Origin of the sequence: Saccharothrix xinjiangensis (genome assembly GCF_039527585.1) — a bacterium.
Taxonomy (GTDB): domain Bacteria; phylum Actinomycetota; class Actinomycetes; order Mycobacteriales; family Pseudonocardiaceae; genus Actinosynnema; species Actinosynnema xinjiangensis.
On record NZ_BAAAKE010000006.1, the window covers coordinates 38,666 to 59,681 of the forward strand.

Annotated in this window: 6 protein-coding genes; 4 read left to right on the forward strand and 2 right to left on the reverse strand. The window is 75.5% G+C overall.

The window, feature by feature from the left end:
- Nucleotides 1-47: 47 nt before the first annotated feature.
- Nucleotides 48-1,298: an MFS transporter gene (locus ABD223_RS15700; RefSeq protein WP_344036959.1), complete on the forward strand. Its 1,251-nt coding sequence runs from the start codon at nt 48-50 to the stop codon at nt 1,296-1,298.
- Here the strand turns inward: ABD223_RS15700 and ABD223_RS15705 are convergent.
- Both ABD223_RS15705 and hppD read right to left on the reverse strand, forming a co-directional pair.
- Nucleotides 1,270-2,565, reverse strand: a complete 1,296-nt coding sequence (locus tag ABD223_RS15705) for an aminotransferase-like domain-containing protein (protein ID WP_344036960.1) — start codon at nt 2,563-2,565, stop codon at nt 1,270-1,272. The genes ABD223_RS15700 and ABD223_RS15705 overlap by 29 nt on opposite strands.
- 20 nt (nt 2,566-2,585) lie before the next feature.
- Nucleotides 2,586-3,623: a 4-hydroxyphenylpyruvate dioxygenase gene (hppD, locus tag ABD223_RS15710; protein WP_344036961.1), complete on the reverse strand. Its 1,038-nt coding sequence runs from the start codon at nt 3,621-3,623 to the stop codon at nt 2,586-2,588.
- A gap of 125 nt (nt 3,624-3,748) precedes the next feature.
- Between hppD and ABD223_RS15715 the strand changes: the two genes are divergently transcribed.
- The 3 genes from ABD223_RS15715 to ABD223_RS15725 are packed head-to-tail and all read left to right on the forward strand — an operon-like array spanning nt 3,749 to nt 20,999.
- Nucleotides 3,749-14,344, forward strand: a complete 10,596-nt coding sequence (locus ABD223_RS15715) for an amino acid adenylation domain-containing protein (protein WP_344036962.1) — start codon at nt 3,749-3,751, stop codon at nt 14,342-14,344.
- Nucleotides 14,341-20,097, forward strand: coding sequence for an amino acid adenylation domain-containing protein (locus ABD223_RS15720; RefSeq protein WP_344036963.1), 5,757 nt, complete (start codon nt 14,341-14,343; stop codon nt 20,095-20,097). Before ABD223_RS15715 ends, ABD223_RS15720 begins: the two co-directional genes overlap by 4 nt.
- Nucleotides 20,094-20,999, forward strand: a complete 906-nt coding sequence (locus ABD223_RS15725) for a class I SAM-dependent methyltransferase (RefSeq protein ID WP_344036964.1) — start codon at nt 20,094-20,096, stop codon at nt 20,997-20,999. The genes ABD223_RS15720 and ABD223_RS15725 overlap by 4 nt, the downstream gene beginning before the upstream one ends.
- Nucleotides 21,000-21,016 lie beyond the last annotated feature (17 nt).

Here is a 21,016-nt window from a genome sequence, read left to right on the forward strand (position 1 = left end):
ATTCGTTATCATTGTCGCGGGGCTGATCCGGCCATATCATTCGGCCAATGACGGTCACCCGCCGCGCGGAGCGGCTCGGGCTCCCCCGGATGCGCGGGCTCCACCGGCTGTGGATCTCGGCCGCCGTGGACAGCCTGGGCAGCGGGCTGTTCCTGCCGTTCACCATCCCCTACTTCCTGGTCGTCTCCGACCTCGGGCTCCTCGCCATCGGCACCGCCCTCTCGGTGGCCGCGCTGGCGGGCGTGCCGGCCGGGGTGATGGCGGGTCCGCTGGTGGACCGGTTCGGCGCCACGGCCGTCGTGGTCGGCTGCAACGTGCTGCGCGCCACCGGGTTCCTCGCCTACCTGTGGGTGAGCGAGCCGTGGCACCTCGTCCTCGCGGCTGCGCTCGTCTACTGGGCTGACGGGGCCTGGCTCCCGGCACAGGGCGCGCTCGTCGTGGACCTCGCCGGGCTGGACCAGCAGCCCCGCTGGTTCGCCCTCATCAGGTCCACCCGCAACGCGGCCCTGGGGCTCGGCGCGGTCGTCGCCGCCTCGGTGGTCGGGTTCGGCGTCGACGGCTACCGGGTCCTGGCGGTGGCCAACGCCGCGAGCTTCCTGCTGATCGGCGTGCTCATCGGCACGTGGCCCAAGGCCCGGGCGCTCGCGGGCCGGGGCAGGGCGGCGGCGCAACCGCGCCCGGAGGGCGGCTACCGCGTGGTGCTGCGCGACCGGCCGTTCAAGCGCCTGGTGCTCGCCAACGGGTTCTTCGTGGTCGTCGTCTACGCGATCGTCCTGCTGGTGCCCGCCTACGTGGGGCTCGCGCTGCCCGGCCTCGCCTGGCTGCCGGGCGCGCTGTTCACCGTGAACACGGTGCTGGTGGTGCTGGCGCAGGGCCCCGTGGTGCGTTGGACCGAGGGACGGGGCGAGGTGGAGGTGCTCCGGTTGGCCGCCGCGGTGTGGGCGGCCTCGATGGTGCTGCTGGGCGCGGCGGCGTTCCTGCCCACCGGTGCCGCGCTGGTCGCCCTGTTCCTCGGGGTGGTCGTGTTCACGGCGGCCGAGCTGCTGTTCGCCCCCACCAGCTCCGCGTTCGCGGTCAGGCTGGCGCCACCCGGGCTGCGCGGGCGCTACCTCGGCACGCACCAGATGTCCTGGGGCGCGGCCATGGTCGTGGCGCCCGTGCTGTTCACCGGCCTGCTGTCGCTCGGCCCGGGGTGGCCGTGGCCCGTGCTGGTCGCCTGCTGCGCCACCGGGTGGCTGCTGCTCGGCGACCGGCGCGGGACCAGGGGCGTCAGCGCCCGCCGAGCTGCTCCTCGATGAACGCGACCAACCGGTCCAGGCCGCGTTCGACCTGGTCGGGCGTCAGCAGGCTGACCGACAGCCGCAGGTGCGGCAGCGGCCTGCCGTCGCCGTGGAAGTGGTGCATGGGGGTCCACAGCACGCCGTGCACGCGGGCGGAGTGGTCGAGCAACCGGTCGTCCACCGGGAACGGCACGGTCAGCGTGATGAAGAAGCCGCCGGCCGGCGAGTTCCAGCGCACGCCCCGCTCCGCCGCGTCGGGCATCCGGGCGGCGAGCCCCCCGAGCACCTGCGCGCGGTTGCGGCGGTAGACCTCGATCTCGCGGAGGTTGGCCTTGGCCAGGTCGAACCCGTGCTCCAGCAGCAGGCCGCCGATCAACGCCTGGCTCACCGGCGGGGTGTTGACCGTGACCATGCTCTTGATCCGGGAGAGCTGGTCGGCCAGCGGCGCGGTCCGGCCGTCGCCGAGGTCGACCTGCTGGTCGGCCACGACGTAGCCGACGCGTGCCCCGGGGAACGCGGTCTTCGCGTAGGAGCCCAGGTAGACGACCCGCTCGCCGTCCAGCGCCTTCAGCGTGGGCAGCCGGTCGTCGGTGGCGCCGAAGAGGCGGTAGGGGTTGTCCTCCAGCAGGAGCAGGTCCTCCTCGGCGGCCACGCGCAGCAGGTCGCGCCGCAGCCCGACGCCCAGCGTGGCCCCGGACGGGTTGGCGAAGTCGGGCACCACGTACAGGGCCCGCGGCCGGAGCCCGTCGGCTCGGGCCCGTCGGGTCCGCGCCACCAGGTCGTCCAGGTCCAGGCCCGCCGGCCCGTCGCGCACCGGCAGCACGGGCATCTCCACCAGCCGGGCCGCGCCCGTGATGCCCACGTACACCGGCGACACGGCCAGCAGCACGTCCCGGGGGTCGGCGCGCAGGGCGCGCAGCACGAGCAGCATCGCCTCCTGGCAGCCCACCGTCACCACGATGGACTCCGGGTCCGCGGTGATGCCCTCGTCCACGGCCAGGTTGCGGGCGACCAGCTCGTGGACGACGCCCTTCGTGCGGCCGTACTGGAACAGCGTCCGGCGCGCCCGCGCGGCGTCCCCGCCCGACTCCTCGACCAGGTGGCGGTGGAAGGCGCGCAGGTAGCGGTGGAGGTCTTCGACGTCGAAGAACTCCTCGTAGGGCCGGCCGGGGGCGAACGACACGGCGTCCGGGTGGTGGTTGGCGATCTCGTTGAGGAACTCCATGGCGGTCAGCACCGGGTCGGTCAACGAGCCGTGCAGGTCACCCAGGCGCAGGGGGTCCATCGACGTGTCCTCCCGCGCGCTCAGCGGGCGGTCCTGCCGAGTTCCGCCTCGACGGCTTCGTAGAGGGCTTTGACGTTGCCGCTGCCGAAGGTGTGCGCGCCGGCGCGCTCGATGATCTCGAAGAAGAACGTGCCCCGGGGGTGGGTGGACCGGGCGAAGATCTGGTAGAGCTTGCCGTCCTGGTCCTCGTCGACCAGCAGGTTCAGCTCGGCCAACTCGTCCTTGGAGTACCGGGTCAGTTCGAGGCGGTCCGACAGCAGGTCGTAGTAGGCGGCGGGCGTGGTGAGCGTCTCCACGCCCCGCGCGCGCAACCGGCGGACCGAGTCCACGATGCCGTCGGTGGCGAAGGCGATGTGCTGCACGCCCGCGCCGCCGTGGTTCTTGAGGAAGTCGTCTATCTGCCCCGGCTTGCGCGAGGTGTCCGGTTCGATGAGGGTGAGCGTGACCGTGCCGGACGTGCTCTGCACGACCCTGGAGTTCATGGCCTGCGCCCCGACGACGATCTTCTCCTCGAAGACCACCCGGAAGTCCAGCACCTCCTCGTAGAACTCCACGGTCGGCTCCAGGCTGCCCGCCTCCAGGCAGACGGCGAAGTGGTCCAGCACGCGCAGGCCGCTGGTCGTCCCCGGGCCCTCGCCGGGCGTGCCGCCGGGGCGCTGGACGAAGGTGTGCACCACGTCGCCGAAGCCCATGATCGTGGCGACCACCGCGTCGTCGGTCTCGGCGGGCTCGGCCACCGGGCGCGCCCCCCGTCGCACCGCCTCGGCGAACGCGGCGCGCGCGTCGGCGACGCCCAGCGCGAGGTCGGCCACGCCGTCGCCGTGCACCTTCACGTACGCGGCGGCCGGGGTGTCGTCGGCGACGGCCTGGGTGAACACCAGGCGGATGGCGCCGCCGCCCACCGCGACCGAGCGCACCGACGACGTCTCGGTCGTGCCGAGCACCGCCAGCCCGTACTTGTCGACGAGTTCGCCCGCCGCGCGGTCCGCGTCGCCGACGTAGAACACGGTGTGGTCGAGCGTCATGCCGTCGAACGCGCTGCCTGCCTGTGCCGCCATCACGAACCTCCAGCCGTGGAATCGCTCTCCGGTGGCGTTTATAGACGGCGCGCTTATCGATCTGTTTTCAGATTCACACACGGGGATAAGGAATTGATAAACGATGTTCATAGCCTGAGAGCACTATGACGGACAGCAGCGAGTGGGAACGCGGTGCCCGGGTCGACCACGGGCCCGGCCGGCTGTGGCGGTCGATCGCCGCGGTGCTGGCCGGGGGTGGTGCGCGGGTCGCCGCCGTGCGAGGGGCGGGTTCGCTGTCGTTCGCCGAGTTGGACACCCGGACCGCGGCGCTGGCCCGGCGGCTGCGCGTGGTCGGGCTCGGGGCGGAGCGGCCGGTGGCCGTGCTGGCCGAGGACGGCTTGGACCAGCTCGTGGCGTGCCTCGCGGTCTTCCGCGCGGGCGGGGTGTACCTACCGGTGGACCCGCGGTGGCCGGCGGGCCGGCGGGCCGCGGTGCTCGCCGACGCGGGCCCGGCGGCGGTCGTGGCCGACGCCGCGCCGGACGTCGAGGTGCCCGTGCTGCCCGTCCACGCCGAGGGCGACGAGGTCGCGGGGGACGTCCCGTGGCCCGAGCCCGAGCCCGAGCGGGCCGCCTACCTGGTCTACACCTCGGGTTCCACCGGGCGGCCCAAGGGCGTGCTGGTCACCCACGGCTCCCTGGCGAACCGGATGCTGTGGTGGCAGCACGAGTACCCACTGGGCCCGGACGACGTGCTGATGGCGACCGCCTCACCGGCCTTCGACATCGCGGTGTGGGAACTGCTCGCCGCCTTCCTCGGCGGTGCCCGCCTCGTGATCGCCGAGCACCGGGTGCACGGAGTGGTGCCCCACTTGCCCGAGCTGATGACCGCCCACCGGGTGACCGCAGCGCACTTCGTGCCGTCGGTGCTGGAGGAGCTGCTGGACTGGATGGCCGACGGCGGCCGGGTGGACCTGCGGCTGGTGGTGTGCGGCGGCGAGGCCGTGCCGCCGTCGCAACGGGACCGGCTGCTCGCGCTGTCGGACGCGCGGATGGTGCACGCCTACGGGCCGACCGAGACCACCATCACCGTGGTGCACGACGAGTGCCGCGTGGACGACCCGGCGGGCGGCATCCCGCTGGGCGGGCCGATGCACAACGCCGCCGTGGCCGTCGTGGACGCCGAGGGGCGACGCGCGCCGGTGGGCGTGGCCGGGGAACTCGTGGTGGGCGGCGTCCCGCTGGCCCGCGGCTACCTCGGCAGGCCCGGCGAGACGGCCGCCCGCTTCGTGCCGGACTGGCTCGGGCTGGACCCGCGCGGCGGTGGCCGCGTCTACCGCACCGGGGACCGGGCCCGGCGGCTGCCGGACGGCCGGATCGAGTTCCTGGGCCGGGTGGACGACGAGTTCAAGGTGCGGGGCCACCGGGTGGACCCGGCCGAGATCGAATCCCTGCTGCACCAGCACCCCCGCGTCGGCCGTGCGGCCGTGCGGCTGGCCGACGGTGCGCACGTGGTGGCCTACCTCCAGGGCGCCGCCGAGCCCGCCGAGCTGCGCGCGCACCTCGCGGACCGCCTGCCGCAGGCCGTCATCCCCACCCGCTGGGTGCGCTTGGACCGCTTCCCGCTGACGGCCAACGGCAAGATCGACTACGCCGCGCTGCCGGCGGCCCGGGTTCCCGCCGGCGACCCGGACGGCGACCCGGCGACCCCGCTGGAGCGCGAGCTGGCCGCGCTGTGGGCGCGGGACCTCGGGCTCGACGCGGTGGGCGTCTCGGACGACTTCCTCGCCCTGGGCGGCCACTCCCTGCTCGCCACCCGGACCGCGGCGGCGGCGTGGCGGCGGCACCGGGTGCGGCTGTCCCCGGCCGACGTGCTCAGCGCCCGCACCGTGGCGGCGCTGGCCCGGCGCGTCGAGGAGCTGGCGGCGACGGCCCCGGAGCCGGTGGGGGCCCCGCCGGACGAGGCGGTCGCCGAGCTGCCGCTGACCCACGCCCAGGCGCGCATCCTGTTCGAGGAGGAGTTCCTCGGCGGCCCCGGCCTGTTCACCGTGCCGGTGCCGACCCGGTGGCGCGGACCGGTGGACGTGGCGGTGCTGGGGGCGGCACTGGACGGCCTGGTGCGCCGGCACACCGTGCTCCGCGCCGCGTTGGCCGACGACGACGGCCCGGCGCGGCTGGCGGTGCAGGAGGCGGCGCGGGTGCCGCTCGTGGTGGAGGACCTGCGCGCGCTCGACCCCGCGGAGCGGGAGGCGCGGGTCGAGGCAGCGGGCGAGGAGGCGGCGTCCGAGCCGTTCGACCTGCGCCGGCCCCCGCTGCTGCGGGCGCGCCTGGTGCGGTTGGCGGACGAGGAGCACGTGTTCCTGCTGGTGCTGCACCACCTCGTGTGCGACAGGTGGTCGATGCGGCTGCTCGCGGAGGACCTGCGCGAGCTGTACGCCTCCGCCCTCGACGGTCGCGAGCCCCGGCTCGACCCACCCGCGAGCCCCGTGGCGGTGCCGCGCACCGGTGCCGAAGACGACCTGGCCCACTGGCTCCGGCGGCTCGACGGCGCGGAGCTGGACGGCGACCTCGCGGTCGGGTCGCGCCACCGCGTCGACCACGGGCACCGGGCGGGCCGGGTGCTGCGGCTGCTGCCGCCCGACCGGACCGCGGCGCTGAGCGCGCTGTGCGCGGCGCGCGGCGTCACGCCGTTCATGGTGCTGCTGGCCGCGTTCCAGGTGCTGCTGCACCGGTTCTCGGATGCCGACGACGTGGTCGTCGCGGTCCCTGTGGACGGCCGGGACGAGCCCGGCGCCTACGACGTGGTCACCATGCTGGTCAACACCGTGCCGCTGCGTGCGGACCTGCGCGGCAACCCCCGCTTCTCGGACGTGCTCGACCGGACCCGCGAGGAGGTGCGGGAGGCCGCGGAGCACCAGTCGGCGCCGATCGAGCGGCTGGCCGGCGCGCTGGGCCGGCGGCGCGGCGCCGGGCACCACTCGCTCATGCGGCACATGCTCGTGTGGGAGGACTCCCTCGGCGTGCCGGTGGAGCTGCCCGGCGTGGTCGCGGAGCCGATGCGCCCACCGTCCCACACCACCGCGTTCGACCTCACGCTGATCGCGCGGGCGGTGCCGGACGGGATCGACCTGGAGCTGGAGTTCAACCACGACGTGCTGGACGTCCCCTCGGCCACGCTCGTCGCGGACGGGTTCACCGCGCTGGTCGACGACGTCCTGGCCGACCCCGATGTGCGGGTCGGCGACACCCGGTTGACCGGCGCGCCGGTCGAACCGGTCCTGGCGGGTCCGGTGGAGCCGCCCGCGCCCCTGGTGGTGGGGCTGGTCCGGGCCGCCGCCGCCCGCCACCCGGACGCGCCGGCCGTGGTGGACGGGGCGGTGGTGACCGGCTACGCCGAGCTGGTGCGGCACGCGGACGCCGTGGCGGCCCGGATCAGGGCCGCGGGCGGCAGGCCGGGCGACGTGGTCGGCGTGTGCCTGCCGCGCTCCACCGCCCTGGTGGCGACGCTGCTCGGCGTCCTCGCCGCGGGTCGCGCGTTCCTGCCGCTGTCGCCGGACGACCCGGATGACCGCATCGCCAGGCAGCTCGACATCAGCGGGGCGCGCCTGGTGGTCGCCGCCGACGCCGACCGGTTCGCCGACGCCGTCGTCGTGTCCCCCGGGCCGGCGGGCGAAGCGCACCCCGGGCCGCTGCCGGAGCCGTCGCCGGGCGACGCCGCGTACGTGATCTTCACCTCCGGGTCGACGGGCGAGCCGAAAGGCGTGGTGATCGAGCACCGCGCGCTGGCCGACCACGTGCGCTGGGCGGTGGGGGAGTACGGGCTGACCGCGCGTGACCGCGCCTTGCAGTTCTGCGCGGTCACCTTCGACGTGCTGGTGGAGGAGGTGTTCCCGACCCTGGCCGCCGGCGCGGCCGTCGTGCTGCGCGACGAGGAGTCGGCCACCTCGGCGCAGGCCCTGGTCGCGCTGTGCGCGGAGCGGGGCGTGACGGTGGCGAACCTGCCCACCGGCTACTGGGAACGGCTCGTCGCCGCCCTGGACGAGGACGGACCGGCGTGGCCGTCGTCGGTGCGGCTGGTGGTGATCGGCGGGCAGCAGGTCGACCGGGCGGCGGTGGACCGCTGGCACCGCCTGCCGCACGCGGTCCGCCTGGTCAACGCCTACGGACCCACGGAGGTCACGATCGGCGCCACCGCCGTCGACCTCGTGCCCGGCGGCGGCGTCCCGATCGGCGGTCCCACCGCGAACACGCGGGCCTACCTGCTGGACCGCTACCTCGCGCCGGTCCCGGACGGGGTGGTGGCCGAGCTGTACCTGGCCGGCTCGGGCCTCGCCCGGGGCTACGCCCACCGGCCGGGCCTGACCGGCGAGCGGTTCCTGCCGGACCCGGTCGCCGGGGGCGGGCAGCGCATGTACCGCACCGGGGACCTGGCCGTCCGCCGCGACGGCGCGCTGCACTTCGTCGGCCGGGCCGATCGGCAGGTGAAGGTGCGCGGCTACCGGATCGAGCTGGACGAGGTGGAGAGCGCGCTCGCCGCCGTGCCGGGCGTCGCCGAGGCGGCCGCGGTGCTGCGCGGCGGACGCCTGGAGGGCCACGTGGCCGCGCCGCCCGGGGTGGACGGGCAGGCGGTGCGGGCGCACCTGGCCGGTCGGCTGCCGGCGTTCATGGTGCCCTCGGCGGTCGTGGTGAGCCGGGCGCTGCCGCACACGTCCACGGGGAAGGTGGACCGGAACGCGCTCACGGCCGCGCCGGACGAGCCCGTCGACTTCGTCGCGCCGAGGGACGACCGCGAGCGGGTGGCGAGCGCGGTGTGGGCCGACGTGCTCGGGGTGGCCCGGGTGGGCGTGCGCGACAGCTTCTTCGAGCTGGGCGGGCACTCGCTGCTGGCGATGGACCTGGTGCGCCGGATGCGCGCGCGGGGCTACCCCCGCCTGCGGGTGCCGGACCTGTTCGAGCACCCCACCATCGAGGCGCTCGCGCCGTGGGCGGCCACCGCGGCTGCCGCGGCCGCCGCGGCGGTTCCGATCGGGGCGGTCCCGGACCCCGCGCCGGACTCGGCCCCCCTGTCCTGGGCGCAGCTGGGCATCTGGGCGCACGCGGCGACCAGCGGCAGAGGGACGTTCCACCTGCCGATCGTGCTGCGGCTGTCCGGTCCGCTGTCCGAGCGTGACCTGGCCGGGGCGACGGCGTCCCTGGCCGCCCGGCACGACCTGCTGCGCAGCGTGCTCGTCGACGGACCGGAGGGCCCGGAGTGGCGGTCGACCGGGAACGCGCCGGTCCCGCTCGGGGTGCTCGACGCGCCCGCCGCGGACCTGGACGAGCGGGTGCGCGAACTCGTCGCCGAGTCGTTCGACCTGCGGGCCGCGCCGCCGGTCCGCTGGACCCTGCTGCGGCTCGGCCCGGACGACGCCGCGCTCGTGGTCGTGCTGCACCACATCGCCGGGGACGGCTGGTCCGCGGGCGTGCTCGTGCGCGAACTGGCCGAGCTGTACGCGGCCCGCACCGCGAACCGGGCGGTCGACCTGCCGCCCGCGCCGAGCTTCCTGGCGCTGGCCGCCGCCGACCGGGCCGAGCCCCCGGACGAGGAGGAGCTGGCGTTCTGGGCCGAGGCGCTGCGCGGCGCGCCGGAGCGGATGGATCTGCCCGCCGACCGGCGGCCCGCCGAGCCCCGCGATCCCGGCCGCCACAGCGCCCGCGTGCCGCTGCCGCCCGCGGCCGCCGCCGCGCTGGCCGAGCTGGCCCGGCGGGAGCGGGCGACACCGTTCATGACGCTGCTCGCCGGGGTGCACGCGTGGCTCGCCCGCTGCTGCCGCCAGTCCGACCTCGTGATCGGCACACCCGTGGCCGACCGGGACGACGCCGACGTGGCCGGGGTGCTCGGGCCGCTGGTCAACGTGCTGCCCGTGCGCGTCCAGGTGGACCTGGCCGGCTCGTTCGCCGAGCAGGTCGCCCGCACGCGCGCCGCCGTCCTCGCCGTGTTCGAGCACCGCTCGACGCCCACCCAGCAGATCGTGCGGCACCTCGGTCTGAGCCGGCGCGGTCTGAGCCACGTCGTCTTCGACCTCGACGAGGCCGCCGCGCCCGAGACCACCGCGTTCGGCGACGTGACCGCGCGGACCGTGCCGCAGACGCCGGCGCTGGGCGCGTTCGACCTGGAGGTCACCGCGCGCCCGGGCGAGGACGGGCCGGCCGTCGAGCTGCGCGCGGCGGCGGACCTGTTCGGCCCGGCGGGCGTCGGGCACCTCGCTGCGGCCCTGGCCCACCTGCTCACCGAGGTCGCCGAGCGGCCGGACGCCCCGCTGTCGTCGATCGACCTGCTCGACGCGGACGAGCGGCGGCGGCTGCTGGTCGACCTGAACGCGCAGCACCGGCCGGACCGGCCCGCCGACGTGCTCGCCCTGGTGGCCGACCGGGTGGCCCGCACCCCGGACGCGACGGCGGTGACCGCGTCCACCGGGCGGCTGACCTACCGGGAGCTCGACGCGCTGTCCGACGGGGTGGCCGCGTGGCTGCGCGACCGGGGGCTGCCCGCCGAGGGCCTGGTGGCCACGCGGCTGGGTCGGTGCCCGGAGCTGCCCGCCGTCGTGCTGGGCATCTGGAAGGCCGGTGGCGCGTACGTGCCGCTGGACCCCGCGCAACCGGCCGAACGGCACCGCCGGATCCTCGCCGACTGCCGCCCGCACGCCGTGGTCGCGGACCGGACCGACCCGCTCTTCGGCGGAACACCCCTGCTGACCGTCGCCGACCTCGGGCCGGGCGCACCCGCCCCGGTCCGCCCGCCGGCGCCCGACCGCCTCGCGTACGTGGCCTACACCTCCGGCTCGACCGGGGAGCCCAAGGGCGTGCAGTGCACGCACCACGGCCTGGCCAACCAGTTGATGTGGTCGCGGCGCACGTACCCGCTGGGGCCGGGCGAGGCCCTGGCGCAGGTCGCGGCCGTCGGCTTCGACATCTCGCTGTGGGAGCTGTTCCACCCGTTGACCAGCGGCGGCCGGCTCGTGGTGCTGGACCAGGAGCGGCACGGGGACGTCACCGCGATCGCGGAACTGGTGGCCGCGGAGCGCGTGGTGGTGCTGCACCTGGTGCCGACGTTGCTGGAGCACTACCTGGAGGAGGGGCCCGCGGACTCGCTGCGGCACGTGGTGTGCGGCGGCGAGCGGCTCTCGCCCGGCCTGCCCGCCCGGTTCGCCGCCCGGACGTCGGCGGCCCTGCACCACACCTACGGCCCGACCGAGGCGTCGATCATCGTCACGCACTGGCGCAGCCCGGACGACCCCGTGCCGGACCGGGTGTCGCTGGGCGGGCCGCTGCCCGACGCGCGGGTCTACCTGCTCGACCCCCACGGCCGGCCCGTGCCGGTGGGCGTGGTGGGCGAGCTGCTCCTCGGCGGCGAGGTGGTGGCCCGCGGCTACCTCGGCCGGCCCGGTGCGACGGCGGAGCGGTTCCTGCCCGACCCGTTCTCGGACATGCCGGGCGCCCGCGCCTACCGCACCGGCGACCTGGCCCGCCACCACCCGGACGGCGGCCTGGAGTTCGTGGGCCGGGCCGACCGGCAGGTGAAGGTCCTCGGCGTGCGCGTCGAACCGCACGAGGTGGAGATCGCGCTGACGGCGGACCCCGCCGTGGCCGCCTGCGCCGTGCTGCCCCGCGAGGACGCGGAGGGCGTGGTCGGCCTGGTGGGCTACCTCGTGCCGACCGATCCCGGGGCCGACCCGGACCGGCTGCGCGCCGAGGTGCGCCGGGCGCTGCGGGAGCGGCTGCCCCGCGCGATGGTGCCGGCGCACCTGGTGGTGCTGGGGGCACTGCCGGTCGGCCCCACCGGCAAGCTGGACGTCGGCGCCCTGCCCGAACCAGACGAGGTCCCCGCGCCCCTCCCGGCCTCGTCGCCCGCCCGGCCCGGCACCGACGCGGAACGCGACCTGGCCGCCATCTGGGCGCAGGTGCTCCCCGTCCCGGGCGACCGGGAGATCGGGCCGGCGGACAACTTCTTCGACCTCGGCGGCGATTCGGTGAGCGCGATCCGGGTGGTGGCCAGGGCACGCGCGGCGGGCCTGCGCGTGGAGCTGGGCCGGGTGCTGCGCGCGGCGTCGCTGGCCGACCTGGCGGCCTCCGCGAGCCCGGTCGAGGCGCCCGCCGCGCCGCAGCCCGCGACCTCGGACGACCGGGTGTGGCTCACGCCCGCGCAGCGGCGGTTCCTGTCCGCCGCCGGCCCCCGGCCCGGCCACTTCAACCAGGCCGTGCTGACCGAACCCGCCGAACGGGTCGAGCCGGCGGCGTTGCGGGCCGCGCTGCGGGCGGTGGCCGCCCACCACGACGCGTTCCGGTTGCGCCCGGTGTGGGCGGACGGGCGCAGGCAGGACCACGCCACCCTCGCCCCGCCCGCGGACGCCCTGGTGGCGGTGCTGGTGGCCGACGCGCCGCTCGACGACGACTCGGTGGGGGAGTTGGCCGCGCCCGCGCACGGCGCGGTGGACGTCGACCACGGTCCCCTGCTGGTCGCGCTCCTCGGCGAACGGCCGGGCGGCGCGCAGGTCGTGCTGCTGATCGCCCACCACGTGGCGGTCGACACGGCCTCGTGGGAGACCGTGCTGTCCGACCTGGACACCGCCTACCGGCAGGTGTCGCGGGGCGAGGAGGTGGTCCTGCCGCCGCCGGTCACGCCGTTCGCGGACTTCGCCCGCGCCCTGCCCGCGCTCACCGCCGCGCTGGACACCCCGAGGCAGCGCGCCCACTGGCGCGACCAGCTCGCGGACCTGCCCCGGCTGCCCTCGACGGCCGGTGACGGCGCGGGGGTCGGGTCGGTGGAGTCGGCGCTGGGCGAGCCGGCCGCGCGGGCGCTGTCGGCGGCGGCCTCCCGGCACCGGCTGCGGCCGGAGGAGCTGCTGCTGGCCGGCCTGGTCCGCGTCGTCGCCCGGTGGACCGGGAACCCCCGGGTGGTCCTGCTGCGCGAGGCTCACGGCCGCTCGGGGCCGCCCGGCTGGCCCGACCTGACCGGCACCGTCGGCTGGTTCACCGCCGTCCACCCCGTGCGTGTGGACGTGCCCGCCGACGAGCCGGCCGCCGCCCTGCACGCCGTCCGCGAAGCCCTGGGCGCGATCCCGGACGGCGGCGTGGGCTACGGCCTGCTGCACACCGACCCCGAGGCCGAGCCGGACCTGGTGGTCAACTACCTCGGCGTCACCTCGGGCGGCCGCGGCTCGGCCCTGTTCGCCCGCGCCGAGCGGCAGTCGATCGGCGCGTACGCCGCCGAGCAGGTCGGCGTGCGCGGCATCGAGGTGATCGCCGGCGTCGACGAGCGCGGCCTGTGGGTGGAGTGGTTGTACGACCGCGAGCGGTTCTCCCGGTCCGCGGTGGACTCCCTCGCCGAGGGGCTGCGCGCCGCCCTGTCGGACCTGGCACCCCTGCTGGAGGGGCCGTTCGGCGTCGCCGCCGTGCCCGCCGACTTCCCGGCGGTGGACGTGCCGGGTGACCGGCTGCGCGAGATGCTCACCGCCGCCGCCGGCGTACGCGACGTGCTGCCGCTGTCCCCGGCGCAGCAGGGCATGCTGGCCTGGCACCTCGCCCGCCCTGGGGCGGCCGCTTACCACACGCAGATCCTGTTCGCCGCGGACGGCGACGTGGACGAGGACCGGTTGCGCGCGGCCTGGCAGCGGGTGGTGGACCACACGGACGTGTTCCGGGCCGCGTTCGTCCACGCCGGGCTGGAGGAACCGGTGCAGGTCGTCGGCGCGGGCCCGCCGGTGGACTGGCGCCGGCACGCGGTGGCCGGGACGGGTCCGGGCGAGGTCCTGGACGCGGACCGCGGCGAGCCGTTCGACCTGTCCTCGCCGGGCCAGCAGCGCTGGCACTGGATCGACGGCGGGGAGGCGGGCCGGTGGCTGCTGTGGAGCCACCACCACATCCTCCTCGACGGCTGGAGCCTGCCGCTGGTGCTCGCCGACGTGGCCGCGGCCTACACCGCCGGGCCCGCCTGGGCGCCGCCGCGCCGACCCGGTTACGGCGCCTACCTGTCGTGGCTGTCCACCCGTGACGACGAGGCGGGCGCGGAGTTCTGGCGGCGGCGGCTGGCCGGCGCCGCCCCGACCCGCCTGGGTCGCCCCCGCTCCGCGCACCACGCGGGCTCCGCGTCGATGGCCACCGCCGACCTCCCGGAAGCGGCGACGCGGGCGCTGAGCCGACTCGCCGAGCGCAGCCGCGCCACGCTGCACTCCGTGGTGCTGGCCGCGTGGTCGCTGGTGCTCGGGCTGCGCTGCGCGAGCGACGACGTGGTGTTCGGCGTGGTCATGTCCCTGCGACCGGACGAGCTGCCCGACTCCGAGCGGATGGTCGGCCTCTGCCTGAACACGGTGCCCCTGCGGGTGCGCGTGGACGCCGACGGCGAGCTGCCCGAGCTGTTCCGGCAGATCCAGCAGGACCTGGTGGAGACCTACGAGCACGCCGCCCACCCGCTGGGCCGCGTCCGCAGCTGGGTCGGGGCCTCGGACGCGCTGTTCGACAGCATCGTGGTGTTCGAGAACTACCCCGGTGACCGCACGGGCCAGGCACTGGGCGCCGATGGGGCGCTGCGGGTGGTCCGCGCGGTGGAGAGCACCGAGTTCGCCGTCTCGCTGACCGTGCTGCCCGATGAACGGCTCACCTTCGAGTTGACCCACCAGGAGTACGCCTTGACCTCCGCCGAGGCGGGCGAACTCGTCCGCCGCCTGGCCCACCTGCTGGAGCGGATCGCCGGGAGCGGCGATCCCGAGGGGAGAAGGAACCCGTGACCTTCCGCGTGCGCGACCTGTTCGCCGACGATGCCGACGAGACCACCGCGCAGCTGGCCGCGTGGAACGACACTGCCCGCGACTTCCCCGCCGACGTGGGAGTGCACGAGCTCGTGCGGCGGCAGGCCGCCGACCACGGCGCGCGCGTGGCCGTGACCTTCGGGGACACGACCCTGACCTACGCGGAGCTGGACGCCGCGGCAGCCGACCTGGCGCTGCGGTTGGCCGGTGCGGGCGTGCGGCCCGGTGACGTCGTGGCCATCGCGCTGCCCCCGTCGGACCATCGGGTCGTCGCCGTCCTCGGCGTGCTGCACGCGGGTGCCGCGTACTTGCCGCTCGACCCGGAACTGCCCGCGCAGCGACTGGAGTTCCTGCTGGTCGATGCCGGAGCGGCGGCGCTGATCACCGACACGGCCACGCGCGAGAGCGCGGTCGGCGCCTACGACGGACCGGTCGTGCCGGTCGACCGGCCGTCCCCGGACGTGGCCACCGCGGAGCCGATCGCGTTCCCGGGGTCCGCCCTCGCGGCCTACGTCATCTACACCTCCGGCTCCACCGGCCGCCCCAAAGGCGTGGCGGTCGACCACCGCAGCCTGGTCAACCGCCTGCTGTGGATGCGCGACCAGTACGAGGTCGGCCCCGACGACGTAGTCCTGCACAAGACGTCCTTCGGCTTCGACGTGTCCGTGTGGGAGCAGCTGCTGCCGCTGATCAGCGGCGCCCGCCTGGTGGTCGTCCCGCACGAGACCCGTCGCGACGCCGCCGCGCTGGTCCGGCTCGTCCGCGCCGAGTCGGTGACGGTGCTGCACTTCGTGCCCTCGCTGCTGCCCGCGTTCCTGGACGTGGAGGGGGTCGAGCAGGCCCGTGCGCTGCGGGTGGCGATCTCCAGCGGCGAGGCGCTGCCCAAGCCGGTGGCCGTGGACTTCACCCGGCGCCTGCCTCGCTGCGCGCTGCACAACCTCTACGGGCCCACCGAGGCCACCATCGACGTCACGCACTGGCCGGTGGACGGCGAGGACGAGCGGCCCTTCGTGCCCATCGGCACACCGATCGACAACACCCGGGTCTACGTGCTCGACGACCGCCTGTCACCGCTGCCGGTGGGCGCGGAGGGCGAGCTGTGCATCGGTGGGCAGGCCGTGGCGCTGGGCTACCTCGGGCGGCCCGCGCTCACCGCCGAGAAGTTCGTGCCCGACCCGTTCGGCGGCCCCGGCGAACGCCTGTACCGCACCGGCGACCGGGCGAGGTTCGGGCCGGACGGCGCGGTCGAGTACCTGGGGCGGCGCGACGGGCAGGTCAAGCTGCGCGGCTACCGCGTCGAGCTGGGCGAGACAGAGGCCGCGCTGCTGGAGTCGGACCTGGTCCGGCAAGCGGCCGTGGTGCTGCGGGGCGAGGCCGGGGCCAAGCGGCTGGTGGGCTTCGTCGCCGGCCGACCCGAGGCGGCCGGCGGCGCCGAGGAGGCGGACGCGCACGTGCTGGCGCGCCTGTCCGCCACCCTGCCCGCCTACCAGGTGCCGTCGCAGCTGGTGTGGCTGGACGCCCTGCCGCTGACCTCCTCCGGCAAGGTGGATCGCGCGGCGCTGCCCGAGGTCGCGGTGGCCTCCCGGTCGTCCGCCGCGCCCGAAACCCCCACCGAGCGTGCGATCGCCGCGCTGTGGGCGGAACTGGTGGACGGCGCCGAACCGGGTCTGGACGACGACTTCTTCCGCACCGGCGGCGACTCGGTGTCGAGTATGCGGCTGGCCGCGCGGGCACAGCGCCAGGGCATCAGGCTCGACGTGCAGCACATCTTCACCCGCCGCACCGTCCGGGGCATGGCCGCCGCGGCCGACGAGGCGGCCGGCCGCCCGGTCGTCGCCGAACCACGCGGCGACGACGACGAGGCGCTGCTGGCCGGCGTCGACCCCGCTCACCTGGAGGAGGTGCGCGCGCGCCCCGGCGTCGTGGACGTCTACCCCTTGGCCCCGATGCAGGAGGGCATGCTCTTCCGGGGCCTGTTCTGGCCCGACTCGGACGCCTACTTCAACCAGAACGTGCTGGAGCTGGTGGGCGGGACCGACGAGGACGTGCTGCGCGAGGCATGGCGGCGGGTCGCCGACCGCTACGAGATCCTGCGCACCGGCTTCGACTGGCACGACCGGACCGAGCCGCTCCAGTACGTGCGGGACGACATCGCGCCGCCGTGGGCGGTGCACGACTGGTCCGGCGAGAGCGCCGACCGCCACGCGGAACTGCTGGAGCGGCTGCTGGCCGACGACCGGGCCGCCGGGCTCTCGCTGGCCGACTGCCCGCTGTACCGACTGACCCTCGTGCGGCTCGGCGGCGGCAGGCACTACCTGCTGTGGAGCCACCACCACATCCTGCTCGACGGCTGGTGCCTGTCCTTGATCTGGGGTGACGTGTTCCGGGGCTACGAGGAGCTGGTGCACGGTCGCGAGCTGCGGCTGGAGCCGGTCCGGCCCTACCGGGACTACGTGCGCTGGATCCGCGCGAGGACCGCGCGCAGCGAGGAGTCCGAGCGGTTCTGGCGGGAGTACCTGCGGGACCTGACGCCCAGTCCGTTCTCGACCGCCCCCGCGGACCAGGAGGGCGGGTTCGACACCGTCGTCCACGAGTTCTCCGAGCAGTTGACGCGGCTGGTGAACGAGGCGGCCCGCGGGTACGGCGTCACGACCAACGCGATCAGCCAGGCCGCGTGGAGCATGTTGCTCGCGCTCCAGTCCGGCGCGCGGGACGTGGTGCACGGCCTGACCATCGCGGGCCGCCCGCCGGAGCTCGAGGGCTCGGAGCACATGGTGGGCATCTTCATCAACACGATCCCGCTGCGCATCCGGCTCGACCCGGACCGGACGGTGACCGAGCTGCTGGAGAACATCCACCGCGACTTGGCCACCACGGCGGCGCACGGCCACGTGCCGCTGGCCCAGATCAAGTCGTGGGCCTCCGGCGAGCGGCTGTCCGGTGGCCGGGTCTTCGACAACCTGGTGGCCTTCGAGAACTACCCCGAGGACAACCTGCCCGGCGACGACCTGAGCATCCGGATCATCGATCTGCACGCGCAGGAGAAGACCGAGTACCCCATCGGCCTCATCGTGCTGCCGCTGCGGAAGCTGGCGTTCCACTTCAACTACGACACCACGCACTTCACCCGGGACCAGGTGGACCGGTTCATCGAAACCTTCGGGCTGCTCATCGAACAGCTGTGCCGCCGACCGGCTGCGCGCCTGCGCGAACTGGAACTGCTCCCGGCCGCGGACCGCGAGCTGCTCGATCGCTGGAACGACACGGCTCGCGACGACGACACCCCGCCGTCCCTGCTCGACCTGTTCCTGCGCCACCGGGAGGTCACGCCGGGCGCGCCGGCCGTGGTGGAGGGCGATGTCATGATCGACTACGCCGAGCTGGACACCCGCGCGAGCGCGCTGGCCGGGCGGTTGGTCGAGGCCGGCGTGGGTGTCGGGCACCTGGTGGGCATCTGCCTGCCACGCTCAGCGGCCTACGTGACCGCGATCCTGGCCGCCTACCGGAGCGGCGCGGTGCCGGTGCTGCTCGACCCCGACCACCCCGGGGCGCGGCGGCGGGCGGTGGCTGCCGACGCCGGCGTGGCCGCCGTGGTGACGGCGGCGGACCAGGACGGGTTCGAGGCGTGGCCGGTCGTCCACCCCGACGGGGCGGTGACCTCGCCGACAGCCCCGTCCACCAGCCCGCCCGGCTCGGCCGACCCGACCCGCGACGCCTGCGTCGTCTACACCTCGGGCTCGACCGGCGGGCCCAAGGGCGTGCTCGCGCCCCAGGTCGGGATGGTGAACCGGGTGCTGTGGTCCGGCCGGGCGTTCCCCACGCCCGAGCCGCCGCGCGTGCTCGCCACGGCGGGCACCGCGTTCGACATCGCGCTCTGGGAGGTGTTCTTCCCACTGGCGCACGGGGGTGCGGTCGTGACCGCGCCGCAGGACGTCGTGCTCGACCCGGACGCGTTGGCGGAGCTGATCGTCGCGGAACGGGTGACCGTGGCGCACTTCCTGCCCAGCCTGCTCGCCGCGTTCCTGGACAGCCCCAAGGCCGCCGGCTGCGCGGGTCTGGAGCACGTGCTCTCCGGCGGAGAGGCCGTCACACCGGCGATCGTCCGCGCCTTCACCGGGTCCGGCCTGGCCGCCCGGCTGCACCAGGCGTACGGTCCGGCCGAGGCGTCGATCAGCGTCACCCACCACACCTGCGTGCCGGAAGACGGCCTGCGGGAACGCGTGCCGATCGGCCGGCCGATCGACAACACCACCGTGCACGTCGTGGACGAGCACCTGCGTGAGCTGCCCGTCGGCTGCGTCGGCGAACTGGCCGTCGCCGGGATCGCGGTCGGGGCCGGGTACCTGGACGACCAGGAGCTGACCGCGCGGCGGTTCCCCGCGAACCCCTTCGGCGCGGAGCGCCTCTACCTCACCGGCGACCTGGCCCGGTGGCGCACCGACGGCGGCCTGGAGTTCCTCGGCCGGCGCGATCGGCAGGTGAAGGTGCGGGGGCACCGGGTGGAGCCCGTCGAGGTGGACCGCACCGCCGAGCGGCACCCCGCGGTGCGGCAGGCGGTCACCGTCGCCCGCGACGGCCGGCTGACCACGTTCGCGGCGCCGCGGACCGGCACCCTGCTCGACGCCGACGACTTGCGGCGCTGGCTGCGCGAACGGCTGCCGGACTGGATGGTCGGCGGGCTCGTGGTGCTCGATGTGCTGCCGGTGACCGGCAACGGCAAGGTGGACCAGGGCCTGCTGCTCGACCTGGCCGGCTCCGGGCCCCGACCTGCGGCGACCACCACGTCCCGCCCACCGGGCACCGAGCTGGAGAAGCTGGTCGCGCGCTGCTGGGAGGAGGTGCTGGGCATCACCGGCGTCGGCGCGCACGACGACTTCTTCGAGCTCGGCGGCCACTCCCTGCTGGTGGTGCGGCTGCTCCGGGCACTGCGGGACAACCTGCCGGAAGGGGTGCACTGCGACGTGCCGCACATCCTCAAGGCGCCCACCGTCGCCGGGCTCGCCGAGCAGCTGCTCGGCCCGGTCGCGGGTTCTGGGTCGGCTTACGTCAACACCCTCAACCCGGAGGCGACCGGCGGCGTGCTGGTCCTCGTGCACCCCGGTGAAGGCCTGGCCCTGCCCTACCACGGGCTGGCGCCGCTGCTGCCCGACGTGCGCCTGCACGTCCTGTCCGACCCGCGCTTCGGGCAGTCGGACAACCGGTTCGCCACCCTCGCCGAGATGGCCACCCGCTACGTCGAGTGGGTGCGCACCACCGAGTCCGAGGGGCCGTACCGCCTCGGCGGCTGGTCCTTCGGCGGCGTGGTGGCGCTGGAGATGGCCCGGCAGATGACCGCGCACGGCGATTCCGTGTCGGACCTGCTGCTCATCGACAGCCACAACCTCAACGCCGTCGTGCGCACCGGGGACCCCCGCGAGGGCGTCCGGCAGCGGCTGGTCGACCTGGGCGTGGACCCGGACTCCCCGGAGGGTGTGGACATCGCGGAGGAGCTGCTGCACAACGGCGCCCTCGCCGCCGAGTACGTGCCCCCGGCCTACCGGGACCGCGTGTGCCTGCTCGTGACCGCCACCGACGACGACCGCGACGCCGTGCGCGCACGCGGCTGGGACCGCACCCTGCTGCCCGGCCTGGTCGTCGAGCCCGTGCCCGGCACGCACGAGCGGCTGTTCGACGAGGATCACGTGTCCGGCACGGCGGCCGCGATCCGCCGGGCGCTGGGGGGAGAGCGGTGACCGCGCTGTCGCAGATGGCCCGGCAGTCGCCGGACCGGGTCGTGGAGACCTACGCCGAGGGCAAGCCGTACGACCTGTTCTTCCTGGACGCGGCGGGCGTGCGCCTGGTCGGCCGCAAGACCGAGGCCGCCTACCCCGGGCCCGACCGGGACGGTCGGCCCGCCGAGCGGCTCAAGTGCACCCTCGTCGAGGCGCGCATGCTGCTGGGGGTGGTGGAGCGCGATCAGGTGGCCGAGGACCACGTGGCCGTGTTCCACCGCCCGCTGGGCGACGCGGAGAAGGCCGAGCTGTTCGCCGCGGCCGTCGCCGACCCCATGACGGACCTGTACTACCCGTACGCGCAACTCGGCGACCGCGTCCGCGAGACCGAGGAGGGAGGCTGGGAGGTGACCGACGAGTCGGCCCGCGAGCTGGACCGCGCCGAGGAGGTCCTGCGCGACTACGTGCCGGACCGGCTCGCGGAGCTGGGGTTCCGGGGCGGGGTCGCCTACGACGCCGCGTGCTCGACCGGCGCGTTCCTCCAGGCCGTCGGCCGCCGGTTCCCGGGGACCCTCACCATCGGCCAGGACCTCAGTCCCGACATGGTGGGCCGCGCGCGGGACAGGCTCGACGAGGTGCACTGCGGCGACGGCATCCGGCCCGCGATCCCGGAGGGCAGCGCCGACCTGGTGGTCTGCCGGCACCTCAACGCGTTCGTCGTCGGCACCGGCCAAGCCCACGACCTGCTCGCAGCCGCCGCGAGCAGGTGCCGGGAGGGCGGCCACGTCGTGCTGCTCGGCCACACCCCGATCCTCATCAGCAGCCAGTGGTGCGAGATGACGGGGCTGACGCCGGTCCAGCGTTCGGGCGCCACCCCGTCCGGGCACGCCCTCTTCCAGTGCTACGTGCTGCGCAAGGGCTGAGTCCCCGCGCACAGGTG

What these genes read in the sequence shown, in the direction of transcription:
- hppD (WP_344036961.1), bottom strand. Translation starts at nt 3,623, where the DNA reads ATGGCGGCACAGGCAGGCAGCGCGTTCGACGGCATGACGCTCGACCAC.
- ABD223_RS15715 (WP_344036962.1), top strand. Translation starts at nt 3,749, where the DNA reads ATGACGGACAGCAGCGAGTGGGAACGCGGTGCCCGGGTCGACCACGGG.
- ABD223_RS15705 (WP_344036960.1), bottom strand. Translation starts at nt 2,565, where the DNA reads ATGGACCCCCTGCGCCTGGGTGACCTGCACGGCTCGTTGACCGACCCG.
- ABD223_RS15700 (WP_344036959.1), top strand. Translation starts at nt 48, where the DNA reads ATGACGGTCACCCGCCGCGCGGAGCGGCTCGGGCTCCCCCGGATGCGC.